Consider the following 26,035-nt stretch of genomic DNA (forward strand, 5'->3'; position numbering starts at 1 on the left):
TGGGTATCGAGGGTGACGGCGAGCTCGCCGAACCCGACCGCACGCCAATCGCTTTGGCGACTGGTGCGAAGTTCGATCAGGCTCGTGCCGAAGCTGCCGTTCGAGAATTGCTGATCGCGGTAGGCGAAGACCCGGACCGTCCAGGTCTGCTCGATACGCCTGCCCGCGTTGCGCGCTCGTATCGCGAGGTCTTCGCCGGTCTCTACGTGGAGCCGGACGCGGTGTTGAACACGACGTTCGACGAGGGCCACTCGGAACTGGTGCTTGTGCGCGACATACCGATGTTCTCGACCTGTGAGCACCACTTGGTCGCGTTTCATGGCGTTGCGCACGTCGGCTACATCCCCGGTGTCGCAGGCCGGGTTACCGGTCTGTCGAAGATTGCCCGGCTGGTGGACTTGTACGCAAAACGTCCGCAGGTCCAGGAGCGGCTCACCAGCCAGATCGCCGACGCGGTGATGAACAAGCTCGATCCCCGTGGCGCGATCGTGGTCATCGAGGCAGAGCACCTGTGCATGGCGATGCGCGGAATTCGCAAGCCGGGGGCGAGTACGACGACCTCCGCGGTCCGAGGGCAACTGCAAACGAGCGCGGCATCGCGGGCCGAGGCACTCGACCTGATTCTGCGCAAGTGAGCGGTCTGCCTCGTGGTGGTCCGCGACACCGCCTGATCGTGATGGGCGTGCTCAACGTCACGAGTGATTCGTTTTCCGATGGTGGGCGGTACCTCGATCACGACGCGGCGATCGCCCATGGCGTCGAGATGCGGCGTCTGGGCGCGAATATTGTCGATGTCGGCGGCGAGTCCACGCGTCCCGGCGCACTGCGTGTCGATCCGAAGATCGAAGCAGCCCGAGTCGCTCCCGTGATCGCAGATCTCGTCGCCGACGGAATTCAGGTCAGTGTCGACACCATGCGCGCAGTAGTTGCCAGCGCCGCGATCGAAGCGGGCGCAACGATCGTGAACGACGTGTCCGGCGGACGTGCCGATCCCGACATGGCGCGAGTGGTTGCGGACGCCAAAGTGCCTTGGATACTGATGCATTGGCGTTCGGCGACCGCCGGTGGCGGTGCTCCGCAATATCTGCACACCGGGGCGGTCGACCATTACGACGATGTGGTGGAAGAGGTTCGAGCAGAGCTGATGGCTCAAGTGGAAGTCGCGGTCGGCGCAGGCGTCGACCCCACGAATCTGGTGTTGGACCCTGGACTCGGGTTCGCGAAGAACGCCGAACACAACTGGGCATTGCTCGCCGCGTTGCCAGAACTCGCCGACCTGGGCTTCCCGGTTCTGATCGGAGCATCACGGAAGCGCTTTCTCGGTTCGTTGCTCGCCGAGAACGGGCAGGTGCGCGCGCCGGACGGCAGAGAGACAGCAACCGCTGTCATTTCGGCGCTGGCCGCTGTCAACGGTGCCTGGGGTGTGCGGGTGCACGACGTTCGCGGCTCGGTCGACGCCCTTGCCGTGACGAATGCGTGGGGATCTGCCCAGCGGCTGCGGGGGAGTAGCAATGTCTGATCGCATCGAAATACTTGGAATCGAAGTCGAAGGCAACCATGGGGTTTTCGACCACGAGCGACGCGACGGCCAGCTCTTCGTCGTCGATATCGCAGTGTGGCTCGATCTGACGACCGCAGCCGTGTCCGACGACCTCGCCGATACACTGGACTACGGCGCCTTGGCACAACGTGCCGCGGCAATCGTCGGCGGGCCGCCGAGAAATCTGATCGAGTCGGTCGCCGCCGAAATCGCCGAGGACGTGATGACGGACCAGCGCGTGCACGCGGTCGAGGTCACCGTCCACAAGCCGAAGGCGCCGATTCCGCTCACCTTTCGCGACGTCAGAGTCGTCGCGCGTCGCTCGCGCAAGGGCGGCCGCCGTAAGTCCGACGATCCGGGGCTGCGGGAATGAGCCGCGCGGTGTTGTCGATCGGATCCAACATCGGTGATCGTCTCGCCAACCTGCAACTCGTGCTCGACACACTCGACGACCGGGTGCGCGCCGTGTCTCCGGTCTACTCGACCGCGCCGTGGGGCGGAGTGGAGCAAGAAGACTTCTTGAATGCGGTTGTGGTGGTGGAAGATTCGAGTGTGGATTGTGTTGGGTGGTTGCGTCGAGGCCAAGAGCTGGAAGCCGCCGCCGACCGCGAACGGACCCAACGCTGGGGCCCCAGGACCCTCGACGTCGATATCATCACCTGTGACGCCGTGCGCAGCGACGATCCCGAGCTGACGTTGCCGCACCCGCGTGCGTACGCTCGCGCGTTCGTTCTCGTGCCGTGGCGAGACGTCGAACCCGACGCAGCCCTCCCCGTCGACGGTGTTGCGGTACCGATCGGCGAACTGCTCGATCGGCTACCTGTCGACGAACGGTCCGGCGTGCACCGCACGACCCTCGAACTGGTCCGAAAGCCGGTGGGATGAAGCCGACTCGAGTGTTGGATCTGCTCGTCTTGTTCGTGTTCGCAGCTGTTGCGGTGTGGTTGTTGGTTCGCGGGTTCTACGGTCAATTGCCTGCCATCCCGATCTATGCCGGTGCGTCGTTGTATCCGATTGCGGCGATCGAGACCATCGCGGCCTTCATGATTCGGGCCCGGATCAACGAACACGAAATTGGCGACGGACCCCGCCAACTGCACCCGCTCACCGCCGCTAAGGCAGTGGCACTCGCGAAGGCGTCTGCGCTGGTCGGCACAGCGAGCGCGGGAGTCTGGCTGGGATTTCTGCTGTACGTGCTTCCGCAGCGATCGACTTTGCGCGCGGCGGTGTCCGATAGCCCAGGGGCCATCGTCGGACTTATCGCGGGCATCGTCCTTGTCGCGTCGGCCTTATGGCTGGAGCATTGCTGCAAGACCCCCGACGACCCACCGGACGAACCGGCTCACTGAGATCATGTGCTCCAAATCGCGGCTCTCTTGCCTGGCACGGGGCATTTCAACGGCTACCCTGACTGCATGACGTCCGCTGCCCGCACGAAGTCGCCGCGCCGCGGCCGACGGAGTGGGCCGCAGTTGATCATCGGAGCAATGGTGACGCTCGGCCTGGTTGCCAGCGTCGCACTAGTCTTCACCGAGAGCGTCCCATTGCTTCGGATCGGCGTGATGGCTGCTGCCTGGGCCGCGATTGCCGGCGCATTCGCGATGACGAAGTATCGACGTGAAGCCGCAATGGACAAGGCCAAGGCCAGAGATCTGCAGACCGTCTACGAGCTGCAGCTCGAGCGCGAAATCGCCGCGCGACGCGAATACGAGATGGGCGTCGAGGCGAAGGTTCGTCGCGAGGTGCGCGCCGATGCCGAGGAATTGGCTGGATTGCGCGCCGAGTTGGTCGCTCTGCGCGCCAACCTCCAGGTGCTGTTCGACGGGCAGTTGCCGGTGGAGCGCGTCGCGTTGCGCGCAGATTCGGTCCGTGTGGGCGAGTTGGCGAGCGGCGCAAACGGTCGGCCGATACCCGATCGACGCACTCCACCGCCTGCCTACGAGTCCGACAATCACCAGCGTCCACAGTTCGCGACACCGTACGACGAGCCGGTCACTGCGGAACTGATCGTGCCGGAGCCTTACCGCCAGCCTTCGCGCCCCGATCCGGAACCAGTGCCATCGCCGGTTCCCGCGCCGCCACCTGTTCCCGAGCCCACGCCGGAACCGGACCCGATCCCCGCACCCGAGCCGCCCAGCGAACCCGAGCCACTGCCGGAGACCGAGCCACCGCCCACCATCGCGGACTTGCCGTCGATTCCCACGTCGCGCCGCCGCCGACGGACCGAATCCGCATCGAACGAGACCGATGGGTCCCATTCGAAGGGTCTTTCGGTCGCGCAGATCATGGCGAACCTGCAGTCCGAGCGCTCGCAATAGTCCGTAACTGAGCGCTAGATCACCCTCCCGAGCCATAGCTTGGCCGTTCCGGCAGCCGTATTCTTTCGTCAGGACGTCTGGTACCCGCATGGAGCGGGACTGGAACGAACGAGAGGACAGCGTTGACCTCATCAGAGTTTTCTGGTGGACCTGCGCCTGCACGATTGACGGTTGGAATCGTCTCGGCGGGACGTGTGGGAACCGCCATCGGTGCTGCACTAGAGCGTGCAGGCCACATCGTCTTCGGAGTTTCCGCAGTATCCGATGCATCTATCCGTCGTGCGCGGACGCGGCTGCCCGAGTCCGAAATTCTTCCCGTCGACCAGGTCGCGGCTCGTAGCGAACTGCTGATTCTCGCTGTTCCCGACTCCGAGCTGGCTTCGATCGTCGCAGGTCTCGCCGCGACGGGCGCGGTCAAGCCCGGCACGCTGGTCGCCCACACCTCCGGAGCCAACGGAATCGGCATTCTCGCCCCACTGATCGAGCGTGGCGTCGTCCCGTTGGCAATTCATCCCGCGATGACGTTCACCGGCCACGACGAAGACACTGCCCGACTGGCGAACGCGTGTTTTGGCATTACCGCCGGCGACGAGATTGGCTATGCCATCGCCCAGGCGTTGGTCATCGAGATCGGTGGCGAGCCGGTCCGCGTGCGCGAAGATCACCGGACCCTCTACCACGCGGCACTCGCGCATGGCAGCAATCACTTGGTCACGCTCGTAGTCGACGCCGTCGCAGCACTTCGTGTCGCGCTCGAAGGTGACGAACTCATGGGCCAGCAGCTTGTCGACGACCAGCCGGGCGGACTCGCCGAGCGCTTGCTCGCACCGCTGCTGTCGGCCGCGCTGGACAATGCGTTGCGACGCGGTCCGTCGGCGCTGACCGGTCCGGTGGCACGCGGCGACGTCGACGCGGTGGCGGCGCATTTGAAGGTCCTCGACGAAGTAGATCCGCAGCTTGCTGCGGGATATCGCGCGATGTCGCTGCGCTCCGCGCAGCGGGCGGGTTCCAAACGCGAACTGATCGAATTGTTGGAGCGACGATGAACAGAGCACTGATCGGCGCCTACAAACCGGGCGAACTCACCGTGCACCACGACCCCGCCGTCATGACGTCGGTGTCGAAAGCGCTGCGCGGCGTTGGCCGTTCGGTCGCGCTGGTACCGACGATGGGCGCGCTGCACGAGGGACACCTCGAGCTGGTCAAGCAGGCGAAGAAGAAGCACGCGATCGTGGTCGTGTCGATCTTCGTGAACCCACTGCAGTTCGGTGCGGGCGAAGATCTCGACGCCTACCCACGCACGTTGGACGAAGATATCGAACTGCTCCGTGGCGAAGGCGTGGAACTTGTTTTCGCACCGTCGGTTTCGGAGATGTATCCCGACGGCCGTCGCACGATGATCCACGCCGGACCGACTGGGGCCGAACTGGAAGGCGCGAGCCGGCCGACGCACTTTGCCGGAATGCTCACTGTCGTCGCGAAATTGCTGCAGATCGTGAGCCCGACGACCGCGTTCTTCGGCGAGAAGGACTACCAGCAGTTGGTGCTCATTCGGCAGATGGTGCGTGACCTCAATTTCGATGTCGGCATCGTCGGTGTGCAGACTGTCCGCGAACGCGATGGGCTCGCGAAGTCGTCGCGTAACCGCTACCTCGATTCCGAGCAACGGGAAACGGCAACAGCGCTTTTCAAGACGCTCCTCGCCGGCGCCCACTCCGGACCGCTCGGCGCCGAGGCCGTACTCGCCGCGGCCAACTCGGTCCTCTCCCATGTCGAGGGAGTCGATGTCGACTATCTCGAACTGCGTGGCGCTGATCTCGGACCTGTTCCACAGGACGGCGGGCAAGCACGCTTGCTGATCGCCGCTCGCGTCGGCAGCACGAGGCTGATCGACAACGTCGGCGTCGCACTCGGTGTGACCGCCGACGAGTACATGAAGAACCATCCACAAGGCGTTTCATCCAACTGAGAGGAATGGGCCAACGATGTTCCGGACCATGATGAAGTCGAAGATTCACCGCGCGACGGTTACCCATGCCGACCTGCACTATGTGGGTTCGGTGACCGTCGACCGCGACCTGATGGAAGCCGCCGACCTGGTCGAAGGCGAGCAGGTCTGCATCGTCGACATCACGAACGGCGCGCGTCTCGAGACGTACGTGATCACGGGCGAGCCCGGTTCGGGTGTCATTGGGATCAACGGTGCCGCAGCGCATCTCGTCGATCCCGGTGATCTCGTGATTCTCATTGCATACGGCGTGATGAACGAGGACGAGGTTCGCGACTACAAGCCGCGCGTCGTGTTCGTCGACGAGGCCAACCGGCCGGTCGAGTTGGGCTCGGACCCGGCGTTCGCGCCCGAGGGCTCCGGCCTGATCACGCCTCGCAAGCTCTCCGTCGTCTAAGCCGGTGCTGCTCACGATCGACGTCCGTAACACGAACATCGTGCTCGGACTGTTCTCCGGTACCGGTACGCATTCGAAGTTGGTGCGGGACTGGCGGATGCACACCGACCCACGCGTCACCGCCGACGAGTTGGCGCTGCACCTGCGCGGTCTGATCGGTGCGCACGCCGACGAGGTCACCGGAGTGGCAGCGCTGTCGACTGTTCCGTCCGTGCTGCGCGAGATACGGTCGATGCTCGCCAAGTACTGGGGCCATGTCCCGCACGTTGTCGTCGAACCCGGTGTGCGGACCGGTGTTCCGCTGCTCGTCGACAATCCCAAAGAGGTCGGCGCGGACCGTATCGTCAACAGCCTTGCCGCACATCACTTCTACGACTGCCCGGTGATCATCGTGGATCTCGGCACCGCGACCTGTGTCGATGTCGTCTCGGCCAAAGGCGAATTTCTCGGTGGCGTCATCGCGCCAGGCCTCGAAATTTCGGTGGAGGCCTTGGTCCATGGTGCGTCGCTGCGCAAGCCCGAACTGCTGCGGCCACGGTCCGTATTGGGCAAGAACACTGTCGAATGCATGCAGTCCGGCGCTGTCTTCGGCTTCGCTGGAATGGTCGACGGCTTGGTCCGTCGGGTGCGGGCCGAAGTTCCCGGTTTCGGCGGGTCCGGCGTGGCTGTCATCGCGACGGGGGACAGCGCTCCGCTGATCGTTCCCGAATCTGCGACCATCGAGCATCACGAGCCCGACCTCGCCCAAGAAGGGTTGCGACTGGTGTACGAGCGCAACCTCGCAAAGGGTCGGCTGCGGCACGCCTGAGCCCCGTGCGCGCGTCTAGCCCCCACAGGGGTGAAAATCACTCACAGTTGTAGAAGCGCGTTGAGCTGCTATAGTCGATCGCGTGTCCATCCGCATGAGCGCCCAGGAGTGTTGTCGAGGCTGAATCCTGCCTTGACCATCGACACTTCCTGGAGATTTTCTCATGCTCTCCGTCATTTCTGCTGACACAGGTCTATCCGAAACTCACGACCTCCCCGAGCGGGCGATCGCGTCGGCGCTGCCGACCAGATTTCGCCCTGCCGATCTGCTGCGCATCACCGATCAAGGTGCAGTCGATGTGCTCAACGGCGTATACGACCACTTGCTCCCCGGAAACGGCGTGTGGCCCAAGGATTCTCGCTGGGCAGTGCGGCTGAGTTCCGACGACGACGTGGATGTCTGGTTGATCAGCTGGGTGCCGGACCAATCGACCGAACTCCACGATCACGCCGGCTCGATCGGTGCGCTGACCGTTCTGAGCGGTGCGCTGTCGGAGTTCCGTTGGGCTGGTGAGGATTTGCGTCATCGCACCCTCGAAGCCGGCGATCAGGCATCGTTCCCGATCGGCTGGGTGCACGACGTGATGCGGGCGCCCTCGACCGAGGCCCTCGACGAAGAGTCGCTGGAGCCGACGCTGAGCGTGCATGCCTACTCGCCGCCGTTGACCGCGATGTCGTACTACGAAGTCACCCCCCATAAGACCCTGCGCCGCACGCGCACAGTTCTCACCGACCTGCCCGAGGGAGATCCGAAATGAACATCGATCAACTGCTGGAGCAGGCGCGGACGCGGCTTTCCAGGATCTACGCCTTCCAGCTCCCGGAAGCCCTTGCGCGAGGAGCGATCCTGGTCGACATCCGACCGCAAGCGCAGCGCGAGCGGGAGGGAACGTTGCAGGGTGCGCTCGCTATCGAGCGCAATGTTCTCGAATGGCGTTGCGATCCCACCAGTTCCGCTCACCTCGCGCTTGCGGTCGACCACGACGTCGAGTGGATCATCGTGTGCTCGGAGGGTTACACCTCGAGCCTTGCAGCAGCGGCCCTGCAAGACCTTGGTCTGCACAGGGCCACTGACCTCGTCGGCGGCTACAAGGCGCTCGAAGCGGCCGGACTGCTCGGCGTCGCTGCGCGTGCGCGCCACGTCGGCCGGTTGTCGGAGACCGTCAACGTTGCGTGAGTGAGGCGAAGAACGCTCGGACGTCTGCTACGAGCAGCTCAGGGACCTCCAGAGCAGCGAAGTGGCCGCCCTCTTCGAAATCGCTCCAGTACACAATGTTGTTGAGCTGCTCCGCATATCGGCGGATTGCGACGTCTTGTTCGAACGCCGCGACGCCGGTCGGAACGGGCGATGGAGTGGGCCACGAACCCCCGTGCCCGGATTCGTAGTAGAAGTTGGCCGTCGATCCGGCCGAACCCGTGAACCAATAGAGCGAGATGTTGGTGAGGATCTCGTCACGTGACACCGCGTCTTCCGGCAGCTTCTTGTCGGAGTTGGTCCATTCCTTGAATTTCTCGACGATCCACGCCAATTGACCTGCGGGAGAATCGTTGAGGCCGTAGGCGAGGGTCTGGGGGCGGGTCGCCTGGATCTTGAAGTAGCCGTCCATTTCGACGACCCAGTGCTCCAGCATGCCAACGCGTTTGCGCTCGAGGTCCGTCATCGTTGCCTGGTCCTCCTCGGACACTGGGCCAAGCGGGATGAACCCGAACGACGCCGCATTCACGTGTACGCCGATGACCTTGTCGGGCGCGACTCTGCCCATGTCGGGCGCGATGAAGGCGCCGTAATCGCCACCTTGGACGCCGTAACGCTCGTAGCCGAGCGCCGCCATCAACTCGGTCATCGCCTTCGCGTTCCGCATGCTGCTCCACCCGGTATCCGACAACGGAGTGGAGAACCCGAAGCCCGCGAGGGATGGAATGACGACGTCGAACGCTGCAGCGGGGTCGCCGCCATGGCTTCGCGGATCGGTGAGGGGACCGATCACGTCCAGGAACTCGACGATGGATCCCGGCCAGCCGTGCAGCAGCATCAGCGGAGTCGCGTTTGCCTCAGGCGATTTGATGTGCAGGAAATGGAAAGTCTGACCGTCGATCTCGGCCAGAAACTGCGGATGCTGGTTGATCCGGTCTTCCTTTGCACGCCAGTCGAATTCGTTCGCCCAATAGTCGGCCAGGCCCTTCAGGTAGTCGACAGGGACGCCGCGCTCCCAATCGGTGCCGGGTAGCTGCGCTGCCCAACGGGTGTTGGCCAACCGACTCTTCAGGTCGTCGATTGCGGCCTCGGGAATCTCGATGCGAAACGGGCGGATGTTGCTGACGGTCATCGGGATGCCTCTCGTTTGATCAGAACGGATCGTTCTGTTCAAGAATAACTGAACGGAACGATCCGTTCAAGAGTAGGATCGAAGAATGTCGGATGAACAACCTGCCGTTTCGCGCCGCGGACGGTTCGCGGAAGCACAGCGCAACGATGGCGCGATCCTCGACGCCGCTCGGGAAGTGTTCGTCGCCGACCCCTCGGCGCCGATGTCGGCGGTCGCAAAACGCGCAGGTGTGGGAATCGGCGCGCTGTACAACCGCTATGCCAGCAAGGAGGACCTGCTCGGCACGTTGTGCGGACGCGGTCAGGACATCTATCTCGAGGTCGTGGAGCGCGCGCTCGCCAGCGATGCCGAGCCCTGGGCGACGTACGTCGAGTGTCTCCAGCAATTGGTGGACGCGGATACGCATTCGCTGACCGTGCATCTTGCCGGCACGTTCACGCCCACCCCGGTGCACTTGGCGAAGGCCGAACGAATGCGTGAGCTGGGCATCGAACTCTTCGAGCGAGCAAAAGCAACAGGAAAGATGCGGGACGACGTCACGTTCCTCGACGTCTCCTATTTACTCGAGCTCATCGCAAAATCGACGCTCGGTAGCCCTGCCAGGACCGCCGAGTTGAAGCGTCGGCAACTCGCGATCGTGACCGATGGGCTCGAACGCACCGACGGCGGACCGCTGCCGGGCTCGCCGCCGACCTGGGCGGAGCAAACCGCTCGCTGGGCCATGGAGTAACAGAAGATAAGCTTTGCGGTCGTGAGTGAACCTGACGCGACCGAGGATACCCCCGAGCAGATTCGAATCCGCCTCGCCAAACGCGATCGATTGCTCGAGCAGGGGCGCGATCCTTATCCCGTTTCGGTCGCTCGCACGCACTCGCTGTCCGAAATTCGCGAAATGTTTCCAGATCTCGAACCCGATTCGAAAACTGGGCGCTCGGTCGGTGTCGCGGGCCGTGTGCTTTTTCGCCGCGATGGTGGCAAGTTGTGTTTTGCCACACTCCAAGAGGGCGACGGCACGACGCTGCAAGTGATGATCAGCCTCGCGGGCGTGGGCGAAGAGGCACTCGCGGCGTGGAAGTCGGACGTCGACCTCGGCGATTTCGTCTTTGTTCATGGCGAGGTCATCAGTTCTCGGCGCGGTGAATTGAGCGTTCTAGCTGATGCCTGGGAGATAGCCGCGAAATCGCTGCGACCGCTGCCGGTTGCGCATAAGGAGATGAGCGAGGAATCGCGCGTTCGGCAACGCTACGTCGATCTCATCCTCCGACCGGAGGCGCGCGAAATGGCACGCAAGCGTATTGCGGTCGTGCGCGCTCTTCGGAACGCTCTCGAGCGTCGCGGCTTTCTCGAAGTAGAGACACCTATGCTGCAAACTTTGCACGGCGGCGCGGCGGCCCGACCGTTCGTTACCCATTCGAACGCACTCGACATCGACTTGTACCTCCGGATCGCGCCGGAGCTCTTTCTGAAACGATGCGTGGTCGGCGGAATCGAGAAGGTCTTCGAGATCAATAGGAACTTCAGAAACGAAGGGTCCGACGCGACCCATTCGCCCGAATTTGCAATGCTCGAAACCTACGAGGCGTATGGCACGTATGACGATTCCGCGAAGATGATCCGGGAATTAGTGCAGGAAGTCGCCCAAGAAGCGCTCGGCACGCAGGTCGTCACTCTTGCGGATGGCACAGAATACGATCTGTCCGGTGAGTGGGCAACGGTCGAGATGTACCCGTCGTTGTCCGATTCGATCGGCGTTGCGGTCACGCCCGATACGACCGTTGCGGAATTGCTCGAACTCGCCGAGCGAGTCGGTCTCGAAGTGCCGGAGGGCAAGGGCTACGGTCACGGCAAACTTGTCGAAGAGCTGTGGGAACACCAGTACGGGGACAAACTCCACGCGCCGACGTTCGTCCGCGATTTCCCTGTAGAGACCTCCCCGCTGACGCGGCAACACAGGTCGAAGCCGGGTGTCACGGAGAAATGGGACCTGTACGTTCGCGGGTTCGAATTGGCAACGGGTTATTCGGAATTGGTAGATCCGGTCGTCCAGCGTGAGCGTTTTGTCGATCAAGCGCGATTGGCGTCTGCCGGAGACGACGAGGCCATGGCGCTCGACGAAGAGTTCCTTACCGCAATGGAACACGGCATGCCGCCGACGACGGGTACTGGCATGGGAATCGATCGTTTGCTAATGGCACTTACTGGACTTGGAATCAGGGAAACCATCTTGTTCCCAATTGTGCGGCCACTCGCTCGCTGATCTTCGCGCGATTCCGTGTATATTACTTTCGATTTGTGTTCCGTGGAATTGGGGTACGCTGACCCCGAGCAGTAGGCCTACGATGTAGGTCACTCCATTCGAGAGGAAAGTCATCCCATGGCAAAGAAGGTCACTGTCACCCTCATCGACGATGTGGATGGGGAGGCTCCTGCCGACGAGACGGTCGAGTTCGGTATCGACGGTGTGTCTTACGAGATCGACCTGTCCTCGGCAAATGCAGCCAAGTTGCGGTCGTTGCTCGACGTTTGGGTTTCCAGCGCTCGCAAGGTGAGTGGCCGTCGTAGGGCAGCGAAGCCCACAATTGTTGCCGCCGGTACAAAGAGCCGGGTCTCGGTTGATCGTGAACAAAGCGCAGCTATTCGTGAATGGGCGCGCCGAAACGGACACAAGGTGTCGGCAAGAGGACGAATCTCCGCAGAAATCACGGAAGCCTACAACAAGGCGAAGAAGTGACCTTGTTCGGCAAAGTTCTGTGCAAGTAGTTAACTAATTTTCACAATTTTGCTCGGGGCGCAGGCGGATTTCTCCCGATGATGATCTTTCCTACCTGACGTTGAGCGTCGCACCTGCCGCAGTCGACTAATCAGCAATCCTTCCCGCCGCACCGGCGGCTGTGTCTACAGTCGCCGCGTAGCGCGACGTCACGCACATTCAGCAGTGCGATTTCACGCCTGCCGCAATCGAATCGGTAGCCCACGCCGGCTCTTCGCCGCAGTCAACCAGCCCATGGGCCCGCCGCGCATAGGTGTTCGGCGCCTATTCGTTAACTCCGCTCCGCTCGTAAGCGCACAGGGGGGTGGATATCTCCCCCCTGGGGTGCCTATTGCGTTCGCTTCGTAACGAAGAGGATCAGTGTTAACAAGCGAACGAAATGACCCGAGGAGCACACGAAATGCCGATCACCGCAGAAGCCCCCACCGCAGCCACCCACGCCGCGGGCGCCGATCTGTCCCAGCGCGAAATCGAAATGCTGCGTGAAGAACTGGACGAGCTCGACGCAGAAATCCTGGCCGCAGTCCGCCGGCGCGTCGAGATCACCCGACGCGCCGGCCTGGCCCGAATCGGTGCGGGACTGCCGCAGGTGACTCAGCACTCCGAGATGCAGGTTCTGCGTCGCTTCGAGAAGGAACTTGGTCGCGACGGTGTCAGCTTGGGCATGTTGCTGCTCCGCCTGGGCCGGACTGGCGCTCCCCGTCAGCACTGAACTGAAAGGCCACTGCCTGCACAAATGGGGCCGTCTTGCTGTAATTCCGGCCACGCGGCACGATTGACCTGTGATAAGAGGTCAATGTGTCAGTTCTTGATGGGCCATGCTTGCGATTTGCAGACGAACTCGGACGACAGCAGGAGTTGATGCTGTCGCCCGAACTCCCTCGTGTGACGGTCGGTCGGTCACCCCAAGCCGACGTGCCGTTGACGTGGGACGACGAGGTATCGCGACTGCACGCGGCTATCGAATGGATGGGAACACACTGGACGATCCTCGACGACGGACTGTCCCGCAACGGAACCTTCGTCAACGGCGAACGGCTCGCCGGACGCCGACGCCTGCGTGCAGGCGATCGCATCCGGATCGGCGCAGCGCTGTTGACGTTCCATGAGTTCGGTTCCGGCATCGACGACGTCACCAGGGTCTCGTCGAACCTCGTTCCGACCTTGCGGTCGCTGACCGAAACTCAGCGGTCCGTGCTTGTGGCGCTGTGCCGTCCGTACAAGCACAGCGCGGCGTTCGCGAGCCCTGCTTCGAATCAGCAGATTGCGGCCGAGTTGTTCTTGAGCGTCGATGCGATCAAAACGCACTTGCGGGCGCTGTTCGCGAAGTTCGGTGTCGAGGACCTCCCGCAGAATCAGAAGCGGGTTCGCCTGGCGGAGTTGGCACTACAGAGCGGCGTCATCTCCGAACGCGACCTCTAACCCCTCGTGAGTCTTTTAGGAGTCCAGGGACTCCTGAAAGACTCACGACCGTTTACGCACCGAGTCGGAATTCGCGCGGGCTGACGCCACGTTCGCGTTTGAAAGCTGTGCTGAGGGCGAATGCGCTGCCATACCCAACCTGTCTGGCCACGGCGTCGACGGTCGCATCGGACTCGACCAGCAAATCGGCTGCCAATGCGAGGCGCCACTCGGTGAGGAATGCCATCGGAGATTCGCCGACCAGGTCGGTGAATCTCCGAGCAAGACCGGCTCTGGACAGTCCGCACTCTGTCGCCAAGCTCGCGACCGTCCATGCATGTGCGGGATTGTTCTGCAGAAGCCGCAGCGCCTTTCCGACGACCGGGTCGCCGTAGGCCTGATACCAGGAGGGCGCTTCGTCGCGGGCGAACCAGGCGCGTAGCGCGGCGATCAGCACCAGATCGAGCAAGCGGTCCAGCACGACGCCTTGGCCGGGCTCGTCCCGCTCGACTTCTCGCCCCAGCAGTGCGACGAGCGGGGTGTCGAGTTCTGTCTCGGGCATGACGACGAATGCTGGCAACGCACGCAACAGCCGCTGACTGACCGCGCCGCATGACTCGTAGGTGCCGGTCACCATCATGTTCGGTCCGGCAGGATTGTTGCCCCACTTGCGCACTCCGAGGCTCATCGTCTCGCAGAGCACTTCACCGTCGGGGGTCATCGTGACTTGGCCCGGCGCGATGATGATGTCCGGAGGCGTGTCTGGACGGTCGGCGACCGTGTACGGCTTCGGACCGCGCACGATGACGATGTCACCCGAGCGGATCTCGATCGGCGCACCAGAGTCGGGAACCACCCACGCAGCGCCTCGCATGTTGGCGATGAGCGTCAGCGGTGCCTCGTCTTGAATGCGGAGCGACCAGGGTGGCTTCAGAATCGACTTCATGAAGAACGCGCCGCGGGCGCGTGGTCCCTCGAGCAGGCTGGCTAGCGCGTCCATGACTGAATCGTAGACGCTCGAACATGGAAATGAGCCTTTCAGCGATGGTTCGTCTCGCCATGACGGACTGTAATTGCTGACATGAACACGTTCCGAGCCATCGTCCTCATCGCATCGACGATCAGCACCGGCTTGCTGGCCGGCGTCTACTACTCCTACGCAGTCTCGGTGATGCCTGCGCTGAACCAAGTCGACGACCGCGCGGCCGTGGATGTGATGCAGCGGATAAACGTCGTGATCGTCAATCCGGTTTTCATGCTCAGCTTTCTGGGCGCACCGGTCGTCACGGCAGTCATCGCAGGAATGCTGTTCGGCAAGGACATGCCGTCCGTGCTGGCGTGGGTCGGAGCGGCCGCGGTACTGAACATCGTCGGCACACTAGTCAGCTTCGCCTTCAACATTCCGCTCAACAACCAGCTGGACGCGGCGGGCAAAGCGGTGTCGATCGCGGACCCCGCGAATGTCTGGTCCGAATTCATCACCTCGTGGGTCCGCTGGAACATCGTCCGCGGTCTCGCGCATACAACCGCATTCGGCTGCTTGATCTGGGCGTTGGTGCAGTACGGCCGGGTACGGACCTAGGCGGCGAGCGCGAGTTGGGCGGCCTCGGCATTGCCGGGGCCGCTCACGCGTGCGAGAAGGCGGGCAAGCGCGTCGGCAACTTCGGCGGGCTGCTCGAGGATGACCGAGTGGCCTGCGCCGTCGACGACAACCAGGTCGGAGAAGGCGACACCGCTCGCCATCGCAACCGAGTGCGACGGAGGAGTCATCAGGTCGGCCGAGCCGCAGAGGACGAGCGTCGGGATCTCCGAGAGGGATTCGAGCGTTGCCGACTCGTCGTAGGTCATGAACGAACGCAGGAACGTCGCCATCGTGACGATCGGCGTCTTGTTGTGCATCGCGTTCGCGAGCGCGAGAACGCGCGGGCTGACTTTGCGGTCACCGAACTCCGCGGACCGAATGACGGGCGCGAAGATCTTGCACGCCATCAGCTTCGCGCGCTGCATGGCGCGGGGTGCGACGCGGACGCTGGCCTGGAACAACGAGACGACGGGGTTGCGGAGCAGGCGGCCGAAGCCGGCTTCGGCGACACCAGACGCGGCGGTCGCGATCAGTGCGATACCGACGATGCGGTTGCCGATCTCCTGCGGGAACTGCCGGGCGTAGGTCAATGCGGTCATGCCGCCCATCGAGTGGCCGACGAGAACGACAGGTCCGGTCGGGGCGACGACACCGAGGACCGTGTGCAGGTCGCGGCCGAGCTGTTCGATCGTGTACGTGGCTGCCGCGGCATCGGAGGAGCTGCCGTGACCGCGGTGGTCGAAGTTGACGATGCGTGCATCGGCGTACTGCTTGGTCAAAGCGCTGCGAACGTAGGTCCAGGACTGCGAGCCCAAGCAGTGACCGTGCAGGAGGACGACGGTCATGGGCGCGTTCATCGGACCGATTTCGCGAACTGCGAGCTTCGCGCCGTCTTGCGTCACGACCGTGGCACGACGTTCCACCTGGGCGGCGATTGTGCTGGTGATCGACATTTCGGGCTCCGGGTCTGCGCGGTGGGTGGGCAACTTCCACTCTGCGCCGAAGAGTTCCGCGTCATAAGCACCCCGAGAGGTTGGTCCGAGCACCCCGGGGGTGCGGGTATGTCCACCTTTGGGGGGCCGGGAGGTCGTTGTTCGCTGCGGGCGTACAAATGCGGAAACGAATGTCGTACCTGCGGCGTTAACTACATAAGCTGGCACGATCGGTCCACCTAAATGGGTGGACGCTCGGCGGGTCGAAACCTCGGCAACTACAGTAGGGACGGGGTACTGGATCCGGAGGCAGTGCCGGGCTGAAGTGAGGGAGAGCGATGTTCGAGAGGTTTACAGACCGCGCGCGACGCGTCGTCGTCCTGGCCCAAGAAGAGGCCCGGATGCTCAACCACAACTACATCGGCACCGAGCACATCCTCCTGGGTCTCATTCATGAGGGCGAGGGCGTTGCTGCGAAGTCGCTGGAGTCGTTGGGGATTTCCCTCGAAGGTGTTCGTAGCCAGGTCGAGGAGATCATCGGTCAGGGCCAGCAGGCTCCGTCCGGCCACATTCCATTCACGCCGCGTGCCAAAAAGGTGCTCGAGCTCAGCCTCCGCGAGGCGCTGCAGCTCGGTCACAACTACATCGGCACCGAGCACATCCTGCTTGGCCTGATCCGTGAGGGTGAGGGCGTTGCAGCGCAGGTCTTGGTCAAGCTCGGTGCAGATCTGAATCGCGTGCGTCAGCAGGTCATTCAGCTGCTCTCGGGTTACCAGGGCAAGGAGCCGTCGGAGTCCGGCAGCAGCCGTGGCGAGACGGGTACACCGTCCACCTCGCTGGTGCTCGACCAGTTCGGTCGCAACCTGACGCAGGCAGCGCTGGAAGGCAAGCTCGACCCTGTCATCGGCCGCTCGAAGGAAATCGAGCGTGTCATGCAGGTGCTGAGCCGCCGTACCAAGAACAACCCGGTTTTGATCGGTGAGCCCGGCGTCGGTAAGACGGCGGTCGTCGAGGGCTTGGCTCAGGCCATCGTCAACGGCGAGGTTCCCGAGACGCTGAAGGACAAGCAGCTCTACACCCTGGACCTCGGTTCCTTGGTTGCAGGCTCGCGCTACCGCGGTGACTTCGAAGAGCGCCTGAAGAAGGTCCTCAAGGAGATCAACACCCGTGGCGACATCATCCTGTTCATCGACGAGCTGCACACGCTGGTCGGTGCAGGCGCGGCCGAGGGCGCGATCGACGCGGCCTCGATCCTGAAGCCGAAGCTGGCCCGTGGCGAACTGCAGACCATCGGCGCAACCACCCTCGACGAGTACCGCAAGTACATCGAGAAGGACGCTGCGCTCGAGCGCCGGTTCCAGCCGGTCCAGGTCGGCGAGCCGACGGTCGAGCACACGATCAGCATCCTCAAGGGGCTGCGCGATCGCTACGAGGCACACCACCGCGTGTCCTTCACCGACAGCGCACTCGTTGCAGCGGCGACCTTGGCCGACCGCTACATCAACGATAGGTTCTTGCCCGACAAGGCGATCGACCTGATCGACGAGGCCGGTGCGCGCATGCGCATCCGTCGCATGACCGCTCCGCCGGACCTGCGCGAATTCGACGACAAGATCGCCGACGCGCGCCGGGAGAAGGAATCCGCGATCGACGCGCAGGACTTCGAGAAGGCCGCGCGGCTACGCGACAAGGAGAAGTCGCTCGTCGCTCAGCGTGCAGAGCGCGAAAAGCAGTGGCGTTCGGGTGATCTCGACGTCATCGCCGAGGTCGACGACAACGAGATCGCCGAAGTGCTCGGTAACTGGACCGGCATTCCGGTGTACAAGCTGACGGAAGAAGAGACAACCCGTCTGCTGCGCATGGAGGACGAGATCCACAAGCGGATCATCGGCCAGGAGGATGCCGTCAGGGCCGTCTCCAAGGCGATTCGCCGGACCCGTGCAGGGCTCAAGGATCCGAAGCGTCCGTCGGGCTCGTTCATCTTCGCCGGTCCGTCCGGTGTCGGTAAGACCGAGCTGTCGAAGGCTTTGGCGAACTTCCTGTTCGGCGACGACGATGCCCTCATCCAGATCGACATGGGCGAGTTCCACGACCGCTTCACCGCGTCGCGGCTCTTCGGTGCTCCTCCCGGATACGTCGGCTACGAAGAGGGTGGCCAGCTCACCGAGAAGGTCCGCCGCAAGCCGTTCAGCGTCGTGCTGTTCGACGAGATCGAGAAGGCGCACCAGGAGATCTACAACACGCTCCTACAGGTGTTGGAGGACGGTCGGCTCACCGACGGTCAGGGTCGAACGGTCGACTTCAAGAACACCGTCCTGATCTTCACCAGCAACCTCGGTACGTCCGACATCTCGAAGGCAGTCGGCCTCGGCTTCACGCAGTCCGCCGAAGGCAGCAACTACGACCGCATGAAGCAGAAGGTCAACGACGAGCTGAAGAAGCACTTCAGGCCGGAGTTCCTCAACCGTATCGACGACGTCATCGTGTTCCACCAGCTCACGACCGACCAGATCGTTCAGATGGTCGACCTGATGATCGCGCGAGTCGGCAGGCAGTTGGCTGGCAAGGACATGACGATGGAGCTGACCGACAAGGCGAAGTCCTTGCTCGCGAAGCGCGGCTTCGACCCGGTACTCGGTGCTCGGCCGCTGCGCAGGACCATCCAGCGCGAGATCGAGGATCAGCTCTCCGAGAAGATCCTGTTCGGCGAGATCAGCCCAGGGCAGGTCGTTCTGGTCGATGTCGAGAACTGGGACGGCGAAGGTGCAGGCGAAGACGCCAAGTTCACCTTCAAGGGCCAGCCGAAGGCATCTCTGGTCAAGGTCGAGGAAAAGCCGGTCGTTGCGCTTGCGGGCGCAGCAGAAGGCATCGCCGAAGGCGAGTAACAACTAGAACAACCGAAAGGGCCCCCAATGTGGGGGCCCTTTCGTCATGCGTTGGCGTGTAGCTGCGCGAGCACAGGAACGAACGCGTCGGCCAGCTCACCTGGCACCAGGAATTCGTCGATGCCGAATCGGTCCCGCAGCTCGGTCAATTCGGCGACGGCTTCCGCTGGATCGCCACTGATGACACCTGCCGCGCCTGCCGCTCGCAATTCGGCGGCAGAGAGACCGAACTTGGACGCGGTGAACTGCGGCAGGCGATCGCCGACTCCCACGATCTGAAAGCCGATCGGCAGGTCGGCGTTCGCTGCGGACCTGATGTTGTCGACCAGCGGAGCGAGATCGGCCACTGTGGCCTGCGGCTGAGCCGCCAGGGAGATCCGGTCTGCGTAACCGACAGCGTCGGCCAACAGGCGCGGACCGGACGCGGCGACGATCACCGGCGGCATCGGGTCCACAGCTTCGCGTACCGCTGCGACGGTTTCCGCAACCTGTCTGCGTCGCTCACCGGGCGTGCCCCACGCCATCCCTAGCTTCGCCGCGTCCAGCTCACCACCTGGACGACCGGCACCGATACCGAGCTCGAACCGCCCGTCCGACAGCAACTGCAACGCGGCAACTTCTCGCGTCGTTGCCCCAGGATGGCGCAGCGGCGCAGCCAACACCCACGGCCTGAGCTTGATCGTCGACGTCACCGCGGCGGCAGCGGCGAGCGCGGGCATCGGTGAGGTGGTGAACGTCGTATCGGGCAGCAGCACGCTCGAGAAGCCCTGCCGCTCAGCTCGCTGGACCGCAGCGGTCCAGTCCGCCGCAGTCCGCGGCACGACGATGATTCCGAAGGAGAACGCGTTAATGTTCATGATTCGAGCTTGCCCGGATCGGGACTGCGAAGCATCGGCCGCGCGTCGTTGTTTGCGCTACGTCCACACACGTACTTGTGAGCGGGCTATTCCTGCCAACCCGGCCGAACCAGGCCGAATTCGTATGCCATGACGACCAATTGGGTGCGGTCTCGAGCACCGAGCTTGAGCAGAATTCGGCTGACGTGCGTGCGAGCGGTGGCGGGGCTCATGAAGAGCCGGGTGCCGATTTCGGCATTCGTGAGACCCTCGGCGACGAGCACCATGACCTCGCGTTCGCGCTCGGTCAGTTCGTCGAGTTGCGTCGTCGGGGGAGCCGCCTTCGCATGCGCAGCGAACTCGGCGACGAGGCGACGGGTGACGCCGGGGGAGAGCAGCGCATCGCCGGCAGCCACAACACGGACCGCACGGACCAAATCCGCCGGCTCGGTGTGTTTGACCAGGAAACCCGTTGCGCCTGAGCGCATTGCTTCGAAGACGTACTCGTCCATTTCGAAGGTCGTCAGAACGACCACCTTCACGTCTGCGAGGTCAGGGTCGTCGGCGATCATACGCGTCGCGCCGAGACCGTCGAGTATCGGCATCCTGATATCCATCAGGACGACGTCGGGGATCAATTTGCGCGCGAGGCGGACCGCTTGTTCGCCATTGTCGGCCTCACCGACGACGTCGATGCCGTCCTGTGCGTCGAGTAGCGCGACGAAGCCAGCGCGTACCAGAGCCTGATCGTCGGCCACGACCACACGAATCGTCATCGATCCTCCTCGCTTCCGATAGGTAGCCGAGCCTCGACCCGAAATCCGCCGCCTCGTCGCGGGCCTGCGGACAGCTCTCCGCCGAGCGCGCGTGCGCGTTCGATCATGCCGCGAATGCCGTTGCCGCCGCTTACTTTCGGGCGTCCGTCACCGGCCGATCCTCCGTTGTCGACCTGGACGACAAGCAATGTTGGCGAATACTGCACTGTCACAACAGCTGCGGCCTCGGTGGAATGGCGGGCAACATTGGTCAACGATTCCTGGATGATTCTGGCTGCGGCGACATCGACAACGCTGGGTAGTCGAAATGCTTTGCCTTCGATCGATGTTCGGACGGCGATCCCTGCGGACCGCGCGCGCTCGACGACGGCATCGAGATCCGCGATGCTCGGCGCGGGTGCGGTCGGCGCGCGGTCTGCACCCGTGCGAATCGCGTTCAGCAAAGAATGGACCTCACCGAGCGCGTCCCGGCTCGCCGTCTTGATCGCGGCCAATGCCGTCGCGGCTTGCTCGGGCTTGCGTTCGAGTAGTTCGAGCGCGACCGACGATTGCACATTGATCAGCGAAAGGCTGTGCGCAAGAACGTCATGCAACTCGCGGGCAATCGCGAGACGTTCTTCACTCGCCCGTCGTAACCGCTCTTCCTCGGCGCTACGCAGCGATGCTTGTTTGCGTTGGCGGCGCGCGAGTAGGACCGCTCGACGTTGGCGAATCCCTTCCGCCGCAGCCACCAAGACCGTCAACCACGCCGCAATGCCAAGGGCGGCCCACCAATTCGGGGTGCGGTCGCTGATCAGCGCCGGCACCGGCCACACGAAGAACAAGTATCCCGCTGGTATCAAAGCGTATGTGGGCCAACGTGATCCTTGGACCGCGGCGGTAAGGAATGCCACGACGAGCGACAGGAAGATCGGTCCGTAGCCGTAACGGGTGACGTATGCCGCCGCTGCCGCGATCGCGATGAAGAGAACCAGCAGCGGTAGCCGTCGACGCAGCAGGAGGGCGGCAGGTCCGATCGCCAACAGGACGTAGCCCCACCAGTCCAGGGGGCTGGCGAGCGTCTGGCTGGCGTTGGCGCCGCGACTGCCGACCAATTGGAGTACCGCCACCACGAGCGCCACGCCCCAGTCGGCTGGGCCGAGTTCGCGAAGTCGCATATCCGCAAGGTAGTCCGCGGGTGCGTCACATGTCGTCGGTCTGCGTACGTAGTCGCAGTGTCGCCTTCAGACGGATGTAGGAAACCTGCCCACGGTCGAGGCTTTGCCTATGAGAAATCGAATCGTGTCGACCGACAAGTTGACCAAACGCTATGGCGAGCACACCGCCGTCGATGCCGTGAGTATGACCGTCGACCGCGGCGAGATCTACGGCTTCCTCGGACCCAACGGCGCGGGCAAGACCACCACGCTGCGCATGCTCGTCGGGCTGATCACGCCGACCAGCGGCGCCGCGACTGTGCTCGGCCACCGGCCGGGCGATCCGGAGGCGACAACGCGGACCGGTGTGCTCATCGAAGGACCGGGGTTCTTTCCCTACCTGTCCGGTCGCGACAATCTGCGCGTCATGGCTCGCTATCGAGGCTTGACCGACCGGCATGTCGACGAAGCGCTGGGCCGAGTCCGGCTGACCGATCGCGGCGGTGACAAATTCCGGACCTATTCGCTCGGTATGAAGCAGCGACTCGGGGTCGGTGCTGCGCTGCTCGGTGAGCCGGACCTGCTGATTCTCGACGAGCCGACGAACGGCCTCGACCCCGCGGGTATGGCGGAGATGCGGGAGCTGATCGTCGAACTCGCCGATTCCGGGCACACCGTGGTGCTGTCGAGTCACATGTTGAGCGAGGTGCAGGAGATCTGCCACCGCGTCGGCGTGATCTCGGGCGGGAAGTTGCTCGTCGAGTCGACCGTCACCGAGTTGCGCGGTGCGACAACCCTTTTCCTTCGAGCGAATCCGCTCGAGGTGGCCTTTCCCGCGGTACAGCGGGTGTCGCGTCGAGCCCTGCTCACCGGCAACGGAATTCGGGTCGATATCGGCGCCGACCACGCGCCTGCAGTGGCGCGGGCGGTCGTCGAATCGGGTGCGGACCTCCTCGAACTGCGTGCAGACGAGAGGTCCCTGGAAGAAGTGTTTTTCGAAATGACAGCTACCGAAAAGGAGATGGTGAAATGAACAGCCTGCTCGCAACCACCAGAGCCGAGGCGTTGCGACTACGCAAATGGCCCGCATTCTGGATCCTGCTCGGCACCTGGATCGTCCTGAACCTGACCTTCGTCTACGTGTTCAACTACATCGCCTACAAGACCGGTGACGCGGGCAAGATGTCGAACGGACTGCCGCGCGATGCCCTCCTCCAGCAGATGCTGCCCACCGCGGTCCCTGAATCGTTCACGCAGGGCATGGCCATGTTCGGCGGCGCCCTCATGCTCATCCTCGGCGCGCTGGCCGTCGGCAGCGGCTACGGCTGGGGAACCTGGAAGACCGTCTTCACACAAGGACCCAAGCGCACCGAGGTGGTCGGTGGAACCCTGGTAGCGCTGGCTGTCACGGTCGCAGCGCTGGTGCTCGCGGCCTTCGTGATCGACGTGTCCGTGGCGAGTGTGATCGCACTGTCGGAGTCGCAATCAGTCGACCTGCCGTCGATCAGCCAGTCGCTGAACGGAATCGGCTCGGGGATCATGATTCTCGGCATGTGGACGCTCGGCGGGGTGCTGATCGGCGCAATCGCGCGGGGACCCGCTTTAGCAGTCGGCCTCGGCCTGGTGTGGGTGCTCGTCGTGGAGAATCTGCTGCGCGGTGTCGCCGCAATCCTCGGACCGCTGCAGACGGTCACCGACTACCTTCCGGGCACGGCGGCCGGATCGCTCGCGGGCGCGATGCGGACCGTTCAAGGCGAGCCGGTGCCGGGAGTGCTCGACATTCTGAGTCGGTCCGAATCGCTTGTGGTGCTTGGTATTTATCTGGTGGCCTTCGCCGCCGGAACGATCCTGTTGATTCGTCGGCGCGACCTTATCTGAGCGACGAGCGGGGAGTAGGTTCGATCGCGAAAGCCAACCCCTCGAAAGGACGCGACATGCCAACTCGCACCGCCAAGACAGCCTGGACCGGAGGATTGCAGGACGGATCAGGGCAGGTCGAACTAGCCAGCTCCGGGCTTGGCTCGTTCGACGTGTCCTTCCCGAAACGAATCGCGGATGCAGCCGACGGGACGACGAGTCCCGAAGAACTGATCGCGGCGGCACATTCGTCCTGCTTCGCGATGGCGTTGTCGGGCGGAATCGCCGCGGCAGGCGGTACGCCACAAAGCCTCTCGGTGACGGCAGACGTGTCTATCGGTCCGGACCCGGCGGGCGGCCTCCGCCTCACCGGGATCAAGCTGACCGTTCGCGGCAAGGTCGATGGCCTCGACGCGGCAGGCTTTGCCAAGGCGGCCGAGGAAACGAAGGTCGGCTGCCCGGTCAGTAAGGCACTGACCGGCGTCGAGATCACGCTGGACGCAGCGCTGGAGTCCTGAAATACCGTCGTGCGTCGCGCTGGTACATCGACACCAGCGCGACGATCACGGCGACCACATGCACGAACCGCGCAACGCCGATAGCTACGGACTGAGCGGTCAGGTCGTCGACAAGTTCGCCGAACCCGTTCGCGGACAACGTCGCCGCCATCGGTTCTGCGAGCAACGATGCGAGGCCGACCGTGCCGAGCCCAATGGCGAGTGCGGTGCGCGCCCAACGGTCGCCGGCTCGCATTCGAATGGCGACAGCGAAGACCGCCGCGTAGACAGCGACCCGGATCCCCAGACCCAGTGACGGCGTAAGCCCCTCTCGCACGGTCGCTTCAGCGACGCCTGCGAGAAGGGCTACGACGATCATGCGGAATGCCCGAACGACGGTCCGGGGCGGCTGGGCTACGAGTGCGGCATCGGGCATGCCCCGATGGTGCGCGGCTCGTAACCCGAGCGGCATCACCCTCCGGTAGCGGCCCTTGCTGGTACTGCGGTATTACGGCGACCAGCGCGCTCGGTGAGGAACGCAAACGCCAACCCGAGGCTGATCCACAACGTCGCCTGCGTTGCCAGCGAGGAGACCCTGAACTGCCAGAGCAGCGACGCGGGGAAGTCTGCGCCGACCTCGTTGATTCCGGGGAGCAACACGTACCCGAGTCCGACGACGACGAGGAACGCCGCAAACGGCGCGATCAGTCGGACCGTGAACTGTTGCGCCGCGACAACCTTCGATACGTAAGCGGCGATAGCCACGGCTGCCAGCCCGAGCACAACAGCGGCAAGCCACAGCAGCGTGCGTTTGTTGATCGTGTCCGGATCGCCGACCGCTGGCGGATTGGCCGGGTATTTGAAGAACGGCACTGCCTCGATCGCCAACCAGCCAGCCGTCGCAAGAGTTATCGCGAGAACCGGTCCGGAGACGTTGATCTGTCTCCGGGCGTAGTGCGCCACAGACGCGAAGATCGCGCCCAGGGCAAGGCCTGCCAAGGCAGTGGCAAGGAACAGGCCACCTCGCTGGCCGTCGCGGCTGACGAGGGGCGCGTCTTCGTCGCCGTGCGAGTGCCCAGCCGGTGCGTCAGCCTCGTGATGTTCGGCAGCAGCGTTCGCTTCTTCGATTGCGATGGCCGCATCGACGCGCGGTTCACCGAGCCCGAAAGCAACACCGCCTGCGAGCAGGCCTGCAATGAGCCCAGCGAGCAACCCGCGGATGAGTAGCTCTTTGAGCGTTCCGGTCAGTGGCACGGTAGCCCCAGCAAATGGCGTCCGTCGTGCATCAACTCGTGCAGGTACAGACCGCTGCGTGAGATGGCGCCCTGGTCGAAGCCGACCAGATACAGCGTCAACAGTGCAAGCAGCACCACGCCGACCGAGATAAGCAACGCCGTCAACGGCTCAGTGGTCCGTGCGGGCGAATGGGCGATTGCCATCGAGTTCCTCCTGGGATTGCGCGTCCCGTTCGTGAGATGTGTTGGCGCGAGGGTCTGGCTCTCCAGCGACTAGCGCCGGTCTCACAGTGGCGCGACCGCTCCGGATTCACACCGGTAATTCCCACATCGCCAACACGGTTTGTCTCGCGAACTTTTGCACCGAAGTTGTCGCCGTGTCAATTGGCAACAACTGCAGGAGTATCGAGCGCGATCCGCTATTTCGCTGCGACGTCGAGCACGACTTCGAATTCGAGCAGCGAGGCACCGGTGGATACCGGCTTTGCTCGCTCGCCCGAATGCGCCTCGCGAGCCGGACCGTTCACCCATGCTTGGAACGACTCTTCCGAATCCCATTGGGTCACAACGAAGTACCGGTTGTCGCCCTTGACCGGCCGAAGCAGCTGAAAGCCGAGGAAGCCGGGCGAGTTTTCCACCGCATGCGCGCGGTGCGCGAAGCGCTTCTCCAGTTCGGGGCCAGCACCCTCGGGAACTTCGATTGCATTGATCTTCACAACGGCCATGGGTTG

At 63.5% G+C, this 26,035-nt stretch carries 32 protein-coding genes and 1 riboswitch; of the genes, 22 read left to right on the forward strand and 10 right to left on the reverse strand.

Annotated features, from left to right (window positions below; genetic code table 11):
* Positions 1 to 5: 5 nt before the first annotated feature.
* From folE to FGL95_RS18035, 12 genes are all read left to right on the forward strand, one after another.
* Positions 6 to 635: a GTP cyclohydrolase I FolE gene (gene folE / locus FGL95_RS17980; RefSeq protein WP_420838065.1), complete on the forward strand. Its 630-nt coding sequence runs from the start codon at positions 6 to 8 to the stop codon at positions 633 to 635.
* A gap of 41 nt (positions 636 to 676) precedes the next feature.
* Entirely contained in the window at positions 677 to 1,519 is an 843-nt protein-coding gene (gene folP, locus FGL95_RS17985) for a dihydropteroate synthase (protein ID WP_169589812.1), read from the forward strand.
* Complete coding sequence (folB, locus tag FGL95_RS17990) at positions 1,512 to 1,913, forward strand: dihydroneopterin aldolase (protein WP_169589331.1); 402 nt, start codon at positions 1,512 to 1,514, stop codon at positions 1,911 to 1,913. Before folP ends, folB begins: the two co-directional genes overlap by 8 nt.
* Complete coding sequence (folK, locus tag FGL95_RS17995; protein WP_169589333.1) at positions 1,910 to 2,425, forward strand: 2-amino-4-hydroxy-6-hydroxymethyldihydropteridine diphosphokinase; 516 nt, start codon at positions 1,910 to 1,912, stop codon at positions 2,423 to 2,425. The genes folB and folK overlap by 4 nt, the downstream gene beginning before the upstream one ends.
* Entirely contained in the window at positions 2,422 to 2,889 is a 468-nt protein-coding gene (locus FGL95_RS18000; protein WP_169589335.1) for a DUF3180 domain-containing protein, read from the forward strand. Before folK ends, FGL95_RS18000 begins: the two co-directional genes overlap by 4 nt.
* A 66-nt stretch (positions 2,890 to 2,955) precedes the next feature.
* Positions 2,956 to 3,858 (forward strand): DUF6779 domain-containing protein, encoded by a 903-nt coding sequence (locus tag FGL95_RS18005; protein WP_169589337.1) that lies wholly within the window; start codon positions 2,956 to 2,958, stop codon positions 3,856 to 3,858.
* Positions 3,859 to 3,980: 122 nt separating this feature from the next.
* Positions 3,981 to 4,904: a Rossmann-like and DUF2520 domain-containing protein gene (locus FGL95_RS18010; protein WP_169589339.1), complete on the forward strand. Its 924-nt coding sequence runs from the start codon at positions 3,981 to 3,983 to the stop codon at positions 4,902 to 4,904.
* Positions 4,901 to 5,827 (forward strand): pantoate--beta-alanine ligase, encoded by a 927-nt coding sequence (panC, locus tag FGL95_RS18015; RefSeq protein WP_169589341.1) that lies wholly within the window; start codon positions 4,901 to 4,903, stop codon positions 5,825 to 5,827. The genes FGL95_RS18010 and panC overlap by 4 nt, the downstream gene beginning before the upstream one ends.
* 16 nt (positions 5,828 to 5,843) lie before the next feature.
* On the forward strand, positions 5,844 to 6,263 hold the full coding sequence (gene panD / locus FGL95_RS18020) for an aspartate 1-decarboxylase (protein WP_169589343.1): 420 nt from the start codon (positions 5,844 to 5,846) through the stop codon (positions 6,261 to 6,263).
* Positions 6,264 to 6,267: 4 nt separating this feature from the next.
* Positions 6,268 to 7,071, forward strand: coding sequence for a type III pantothenate kinase (locus FGL95_RS18025; RefSeq protein ID WP_169589345.1), 804 nt, complete (start codon positions 6,268 to 6,270; stop codon positions 7,069 to 7,071).
* A 163-nt stretch (positions 7,072 to 7,234) separates the two neighbouring features.
* Positions 7,235 to 7,828: a cysteine dioxygenase gene (locus FGL95_RS18030; RefSeq protein ID WP_169589347.1), complete on the forward strand. Its 594-nt coding sequence runs from the start codon at positions 7,235 to 7,237 to the stop codon at positions 7,826 to 7,828.
* The gene (locus FGL95_RS18035) at positions 7,825 to 8,247 is read left to right on the forward strand and encodes a rhodanese-like domain-containing protein (RefSeq protein WP_169589350.1); all 423 of its coding nucleotides are present in this window, start codon (positions 7,825 to 7,827) and stop codon (positions 8,245 to 8,247) included. Before FGL95_RS18030 ends, FGL95_RS18035 begins: the two co-directional genes overlap by 4 nt.
* Here the strand turns inward: FGL95_RS18035 and FGL95_RS18040 are convergent.
* A complete protein-coding gene (locus tag FGL95_RS18040) occupies positions 8,234 to 9,397 on the reverse strand; it encodes an epoxide hydrolase family protein (protein ID WP_169589352.1) in 1,164 nt (387 codons plus the stop codon). The two genes, FGL95_RS18035 and FGL95_RS18040, sit on opposite strands and share 14 nt — an antisense overlap.
* 85 nt (positions 9,398 to 9,482) lie before the next feature.
* Between FGL95_RS18040 and FGL95_RS18045 the strand changes: the two genes are divergently transcribed.
* The 5 genes from FGL95_RS18045 to FGL95_RS18065 all read left to right on the forward strand — a co-directional run bounded on the left by FGL95_RS18045 (position 9,483) and on the right by FGL95_RS18065 (position 13,589).
* Positions 9,483 to 10,127, forward strand: coding sequence for a TetR/AcrR family transcriptional regulator (locus tag FGL95_RS18045; RefSeq protein ID WP_169589353.1), 645 nt, complete (start codon positions 9,483 to 9,485; stop codon positions 10,125 to 10,127).
* Positions 10,128 to 10,148: 21 nt separating this feature from the next.
* Positions 10,149 to 11,654, forward strand: a complete 1,506-nt coding sequence (gene lysS, locus FGL95_RS18050; protein ID WP_169589355.1) for a lysine--tRNA ligase — start codon at positions 10,149 to 10,151, stop codon at positions 11,652 to 11,654.
* Positions 11,655 to 11,771: 117 nt separating this feature from the next.
* Positions 11,772 to 12,128 carry a histone-like nucleoid-structuring protein Lsr2 gene (locus FGL95_RS18055; RefSeq protein WP_169589357.1) on the forward strand — a complete coding sequence of 119 codons (357 nt, stop codon included), beginning with the start codon at positions 11,772 to 11,774 and terminating at the stop codon, positions 12,126 to 12,128.
* Between the two features lie 439 nt (positions 12,129 to 12,567).
* Positions 12,568 to 12,879 (forward strand): chorismate mutase, encoded by a 312-nt coding sequence (locus tag FGL95_RS18060; RefSeq protein ID WP_169589359.1) that lies wholly within the window; start codon positions 12,568 to 12,570, stop codon positions 12,877 to 12,879.
* Between the two features lie 149 nt (positions 12,880 to 13,028).
* Positions 13,029 to 13,589: an FHA domain-containing protein gene (locus tag FGL95_RS18065; RefSeq protein ID WP_206072067.1), complete on the forward strand. Its 561-nt coding sequence runs from the start codon at positions 13,029 to 13,031 to the stop codon at positions 13,587 to 13,589.
* A 52-nt stretch (positions 13,590 to 13,641) separates the two neighbouring features.
* Here FGL95_RS18065 and FGL95_RS18070 read toward each other — a convergent pair whose 3' ends face one another.
* Positions 13,642 to 14,568, reverse strand: a complete 927-nt coding sequence (locus tag FGL95_RS18070) for an AraC family transcriptional regulator (protein WP_169589363.1) — start codon at positions 14,566 to 14,568, stop codon at positions 13,642 to 13,644.
* A gap of 81 nt (positions 14,569 to 14,649) precedes the next feature.
* Here FGL95_RS18070 and FGL95_RS18075 point away from each other — a divergent pair, with 81 nt between their 5' ends.
* Positions 14,650 to 15,150: an anthrone oxygenase family protein gene (locus FGL95_RS18075; RefSeq protein ID WP_169589365.1), complete on the forward strand. Its 501-nt coding sequence runs from the start codon at positions 14,650 to 14,652 to the stop codon at positions 15,148 to 15,150.
* Here FGL95_RS18075 and FGL95_RS18080 read toward each other — a convergent pair.
* On the reverse strand, positions 15,147 to 16,103 hold the full coding sequence (locus FGL95_RS18080) for an alpha/beta fold hydrolase (protein ID WP_169589367.1): 957 nt from the start codon (positions 16,101 to 16,103) through the stop codon (positions 15,147 to 15,149). The genes FGL95_RS18075 and FGL95_RS18080 overlap by 4 nt on opposite strands.
* A gap of 317 nt (positions 16,104 to 16,420) precedes the next feature.
* Here FGL95_RS18080 and FGL95_RS18085 point away from each other — a divergent pair, with 317 nt between their 5' ends.
* Positions 16,421 to 18,967: an ATP-dependent Clp protease ATP-binding subunit gene (locus FGL95_RS18085; RefSeq protein ID WP_169589369.1), complete on the forward strand. Its 2,547-nt coding sequence runs from the start codon at positions 16,421 to 16,423 to the stop codon at positions 18,965 to 18,967.
* 44 nt (positions 18,968 to 19,011) lie between these two features.
* On the opposite strand, the gene FGL95_RS18090 is transcribed toward FGL95_RS18085, so the two are convergent.
* From FGL95_RS18090 to FGL95_RS18100, 3 genes are all read right to left on the reverse strand, one after another.
* On the reverse strand, positions 19,012 to 19,824 hold the full coding sequence (locus FGL95_RS18090) for an LLM class flavin-dependent oxidoreductase (RefSeq protein ID WP_169589371.1): 813 nt from the start codon (positions 19,822 to 19,824) through the stop codon (positions 19,012 to 19,014).
* An 86-nt stretch (positions 19,825 to 19,910) separates the two neighbouring features.
* On the reverse strand, positions 19,911 to 20,579 hold the full coding sequence (locus FGL95_RS18095) for a response regulator transcription factor (protein WP_169589374.1): 669 nt from the start codon (positions 20,577 to 20,579) through the stop codon (positions 19,911 to 19,913).
* Positions 20,576 to 21,736: a sensor histidine kinase gene (locus FGL95_RS18100; RefSeq protein ID WP_169589376.1), complete on the reverse strand. Its 1,161-nt coding sequence runs from the start codon at positions 21,734 to 21,736 to the stop codon at positions 20,576 to 20,578. Before FGL95_RS18100 ends, FGL95_RS18095 begins: the two co-directional genes overlap by 4 nt.
* Before the next feature lie 109 nt (positions 21,737 to 21,845).
* Here FGL95_RS18100 and FGL95_RS18105 point away from each other — a divergent pair, with 109 nt between their 5' ends.
* Genes FGL95_RS18105 through FGL95_RS18115 form a run of 3 tightly spaced genes read left to right on the forward strand, consistent with a single transcriptional unit; the run spans position 21,846 to position 24,090 of the window.
* On the forward strand, positions 21,846 to 22,748 hold the full coding sequence (locus FGL95_RS18105) for an ABC transporter ATP-binding protein (protein ID WP_169589379.1): 903 nt from the start codon (positions 21,846 to 21,848) through the stop codon (positions 22,746 to 22,748).
* A complete protein-coding gene (locus FGL95_RS18110) occupies positions 22,745 to 23,593 on the forward strand; it encodes an ABC-2 transporter permease (protein ID WP_169589381.1) in 849 nt (282 codons plus the stop codon). Before FGL95_RS18105 ends, FGL95_RS18110 begins: the two co-directional genes overlap by 4 nt.
* A gap of 56 nt (positions 23,594 to 23,649) precedes the next feature.
* Positions 23,650 to 24,090 (forward strand): OsmC family peroxiredoxin, encoded by a 441-nt coding sequence (locus FGL95_RS18115; RefSeq protein WP_169589383.1) that lies wholly within the window; start codon positions 23,650 to 23,652, stop codon positions 24,088 to 24,090.
* Here the strand turns inward: FGL95_RS18115 and FGL95_RS18120 are convergent.
* The 4 genes from FGL95_RS18120 to mhuD all read right to left on the reverse strand — a co-directional run bounded on the left by FGL95_RS18120 (position 24,062) and on the right by mhuD (position 26,029).
* Positions 24,062 to 24,505, reverse strand: coding sequence for a hypothetical protein (locus FGL95_RS18120; RefSeq protein WP_169589385.1), 444 nt, complete (start codon positions 24,503 to 24,505; stop codon positions 24,062 to 24,064). The two genes, FGL95_RS18115 and FGL95_RS18120, sit on opposite strands and share 29 nt — an antisense overlap.
* A gap of 35 nt (positions 24,506 to 24,540) precedes the next feature.
* Positions 24,541 to 25,323 (reverse strand): CbtA family protein, encoded by a 783-nt coding sequence (locus FGL95_RS18125; protein WP_169589387.1) that lies wholly within the window; start codon positions 25,321 to 25,323, stop codon positions 24,541 to 24,543.
* Positions 25,314 to 25,508 (reverse strand): CbtB domain-containing protein, encoded by a 195-nt coding sequence (locus FGL95_RS18130; protein ID WP_169589389.1) that lies wholly within the window; start codon positions 25,506 to 25,508, stop codon positions 25,314 to 25,316. Before FGL95_RS18130 ends, FGL95_RS18125 begins: the two co-directional genes overlap by 10 nt.
* 35 nt (positions 25,509 to 25,543) lie before the next feature.
* Positions 25,544 to 25,678: riboswitch (cobalamin riboswitch) on the reverse strand.
* A gap of 45 nt (positions 25,679 to 25,723) precedes the next feature.
* Complete coding sequence (mhuD, locus tag FGL95_RS18135) at positions 25,724 to 26,029, reverse strand: mycobilin-forming heme oxygenase MhuD (protein WP_169589391.1); 306 nt, start codon at positions 26,027 to 26,029, stop codon at positions 25,724 to 25,726.
* Between the last annotated feature and the right edge of the window lie 6 nt (positions 26,030 to 26,035).

It is taken from the genome of Antrihabitans stalactiti, from assembly GCF_012932915.1.
Classification (GTDB): Bacteria; Actinomycetota; Actinomycetes; order Mycobacteriales; family Mycobacteriaceae; genus Antrihabitans; species Antrihabitans stalactiti.

Bases quoted from the DNA above. Each gene is read 5' to 3' on its own strand.
- FGL95_RS18045 (WP_169589353.1), top strand. From the start codon at position 9,483: ATGTCGGATGAACAACCTGCCGTTTCGCGCCGCGGACGGTTCGCGGAA.
- panC (WP_169589341.1), top strand. From the start codon at position 4,901: ATGAACAGAGCACTGATCGGCGCCTACAAACCGGGCGAACTCACCGTG.
- folB (WP_169589331.1), top strand. From the start codon at position 1,512: ATGTCTGATCGCATCGAAATACTTGGAATCGAAGTCGAAGGCAACCAT.
- FGL95_RS18080 (WP_169589367.1), bottom strand. From the start codon at position 16,103: ATGTCGATCACCAGCACAATCGCCGCCCAGGTGGAACGTCGTGCCACG.
- FGL95_RS18035 (WP_169589350.1), top strand. From the start codon at position 7,825: ATGAACATCGATCAACTGCTGGAGCAGGCGCGGACGCGGCTTTCCAGG.
- folK (WP_169589333.1), top strand. From the start codon at position 1,910: ATGAGCCGCGCGGTGTTGTCGATCGGATCCAACATCGGTGATCGTCTC.
- FGL95_RS18040 (WP_169589352.1), bottom strand. From the start codon at position 9,397: ATGACCGTCAGCAACATCCGCCCGTTTCGCATCGAGATTCCCGAGGCC.
- FGL95_RS18085 (WP_169589369.1), top strand. From the start codon at position 16,421: ATGTTCGAGAGGTTTACAGACCGCGCGCGACGCGTCGTCGTCCTGGCC.
- FGL95_RS18100 (WP_169589376.1), bottom strand. From the start codon at position 21,736: ATGCGACTTCGCGAACTCGGCCCAGCCGACTGGGGCGTGGCGCTCGTG.
- FGL95_RS18030 (WP_169589347.1), top strand. From the start codon at position 7,235: ATGCTCTCCGTCATTTCTGCTGACACAGGTCTATCCGAAACTCACGAC.
- FGL95_RS18005 (WP_169589337.1), top strand. From the start codon at position 2,956: ATGACGTCCGCTGCCCGCACGAAGTCGCCGCGCCGCGGCCGACGGAGT.
- folP (WP_169589812.1), top strand. From the start codon at position 677: ATGGGCGTGCTCAACGTCACGAGTGATTCGTTTTCCGATGGTGGGCGG.
- FGL95_RS18065 (WP_206072067.1), top strand. From the start codon at position 13,029: ATGCTGTCGCCCGAACTCCCTCGTGTGACGGTCGGTCGGTCACCCCAA.
- FGL95_RS18070 (WP_169589363.1), bottom strand. From the start codon at position 14,568: ATGGACGCGCTAGCCAGCCTGCTCGAGGGACCACGCGCCCGCGGCGCG.
- FGL95_RS18055 (WP_169589357.1), top strand. From the start codon at position 11,772: ATGGCAAAGAAGGTCACTGTCACCCTCATCGACGATGTGGATGGGGAG.
- FGL95_RS18075 (WP_169589365.1), top strand. From the start codon at position 14,650: ATGAACACGTTCCGAGCCATCGTCCTCATCGCATCGACGATCAGCACC.
- FGL95_RS18095 (WP_169589374.1), bottom strand. From the start codon at position 20,579: ATGACGATTCGTGTGGTCGTGGCCGACGATCAGGCTCTGGTACGCGCT.
- FGL95_RS18060 (WP_169589359.1), top strand. From the start codon at position 12,568: ATGCCGATCACCGCAGAAGCCCCCACCGCAGCCACCCACGCCGCGGGC.
- FGL95_RS18105 (WP_169589379.1), top strand. From the start codon at position 21,846: ATGAGAAATCGAATCGTGTCGACCGACAAGTTGACCAAACGCTATGGC.
- FGL95_RS18000 (WP_169589335.1), top strand. From the start codon at position 2,422: ATGAAGCCGACTCGAGTGTTGGATCTGCTCGTCTTGTTCGTGTTCGCA.
- FGL95_RS18110 (WP_169589381.1), top strand. From the start codon at position 22,745: ATGAACAGCCTGCTCGCAACCACCAGAGCCGAGGCGTTGCGACTACGC.
- panD (WP_169589343.1), top strand. From the start codon at position 5,844: ATGTTCCGGACCATGATGAAGTCGAAGATTCACCGCGCGACGGTTACC.
- FGL95_RS18120 (WP_169589385.1), bottom strand. From the start codon at position 24,505: ATGCCCGATGCCGCACTCGTAGCCCAGCCGCCCCGGACCGTCGTTCGG.
- FGL95_RS18090 (WP_169589371.1), bottom strand. From the start codon at position 19,824: ATGAACATTAACGCGTTCTCCTTCGGAATCATCGTCGTGCCGCGGACT.
- FGL95_RS18130 (WP_169589389.1), bottom strand. From the start codon at position 25,508: ATGGCAATCGCCCATTCGCCCGCACGGACCACTGAGCCGTTGACGGCG.
- mhuD (WP_169589391.1), bottom strand. From the start codon at position 26,029: ATGGCCGTTGTGAAGATCAATGCAATCGAAGTTCCCGAGGGTGCTGGC.
- FGL95_RS18115 (WP_169589383.1), top strand. From the start codon at position 23,650: ATGCCAACTCGCACCGCCAAGACAGCCTGGACCGGAGGATTGCAGGAC.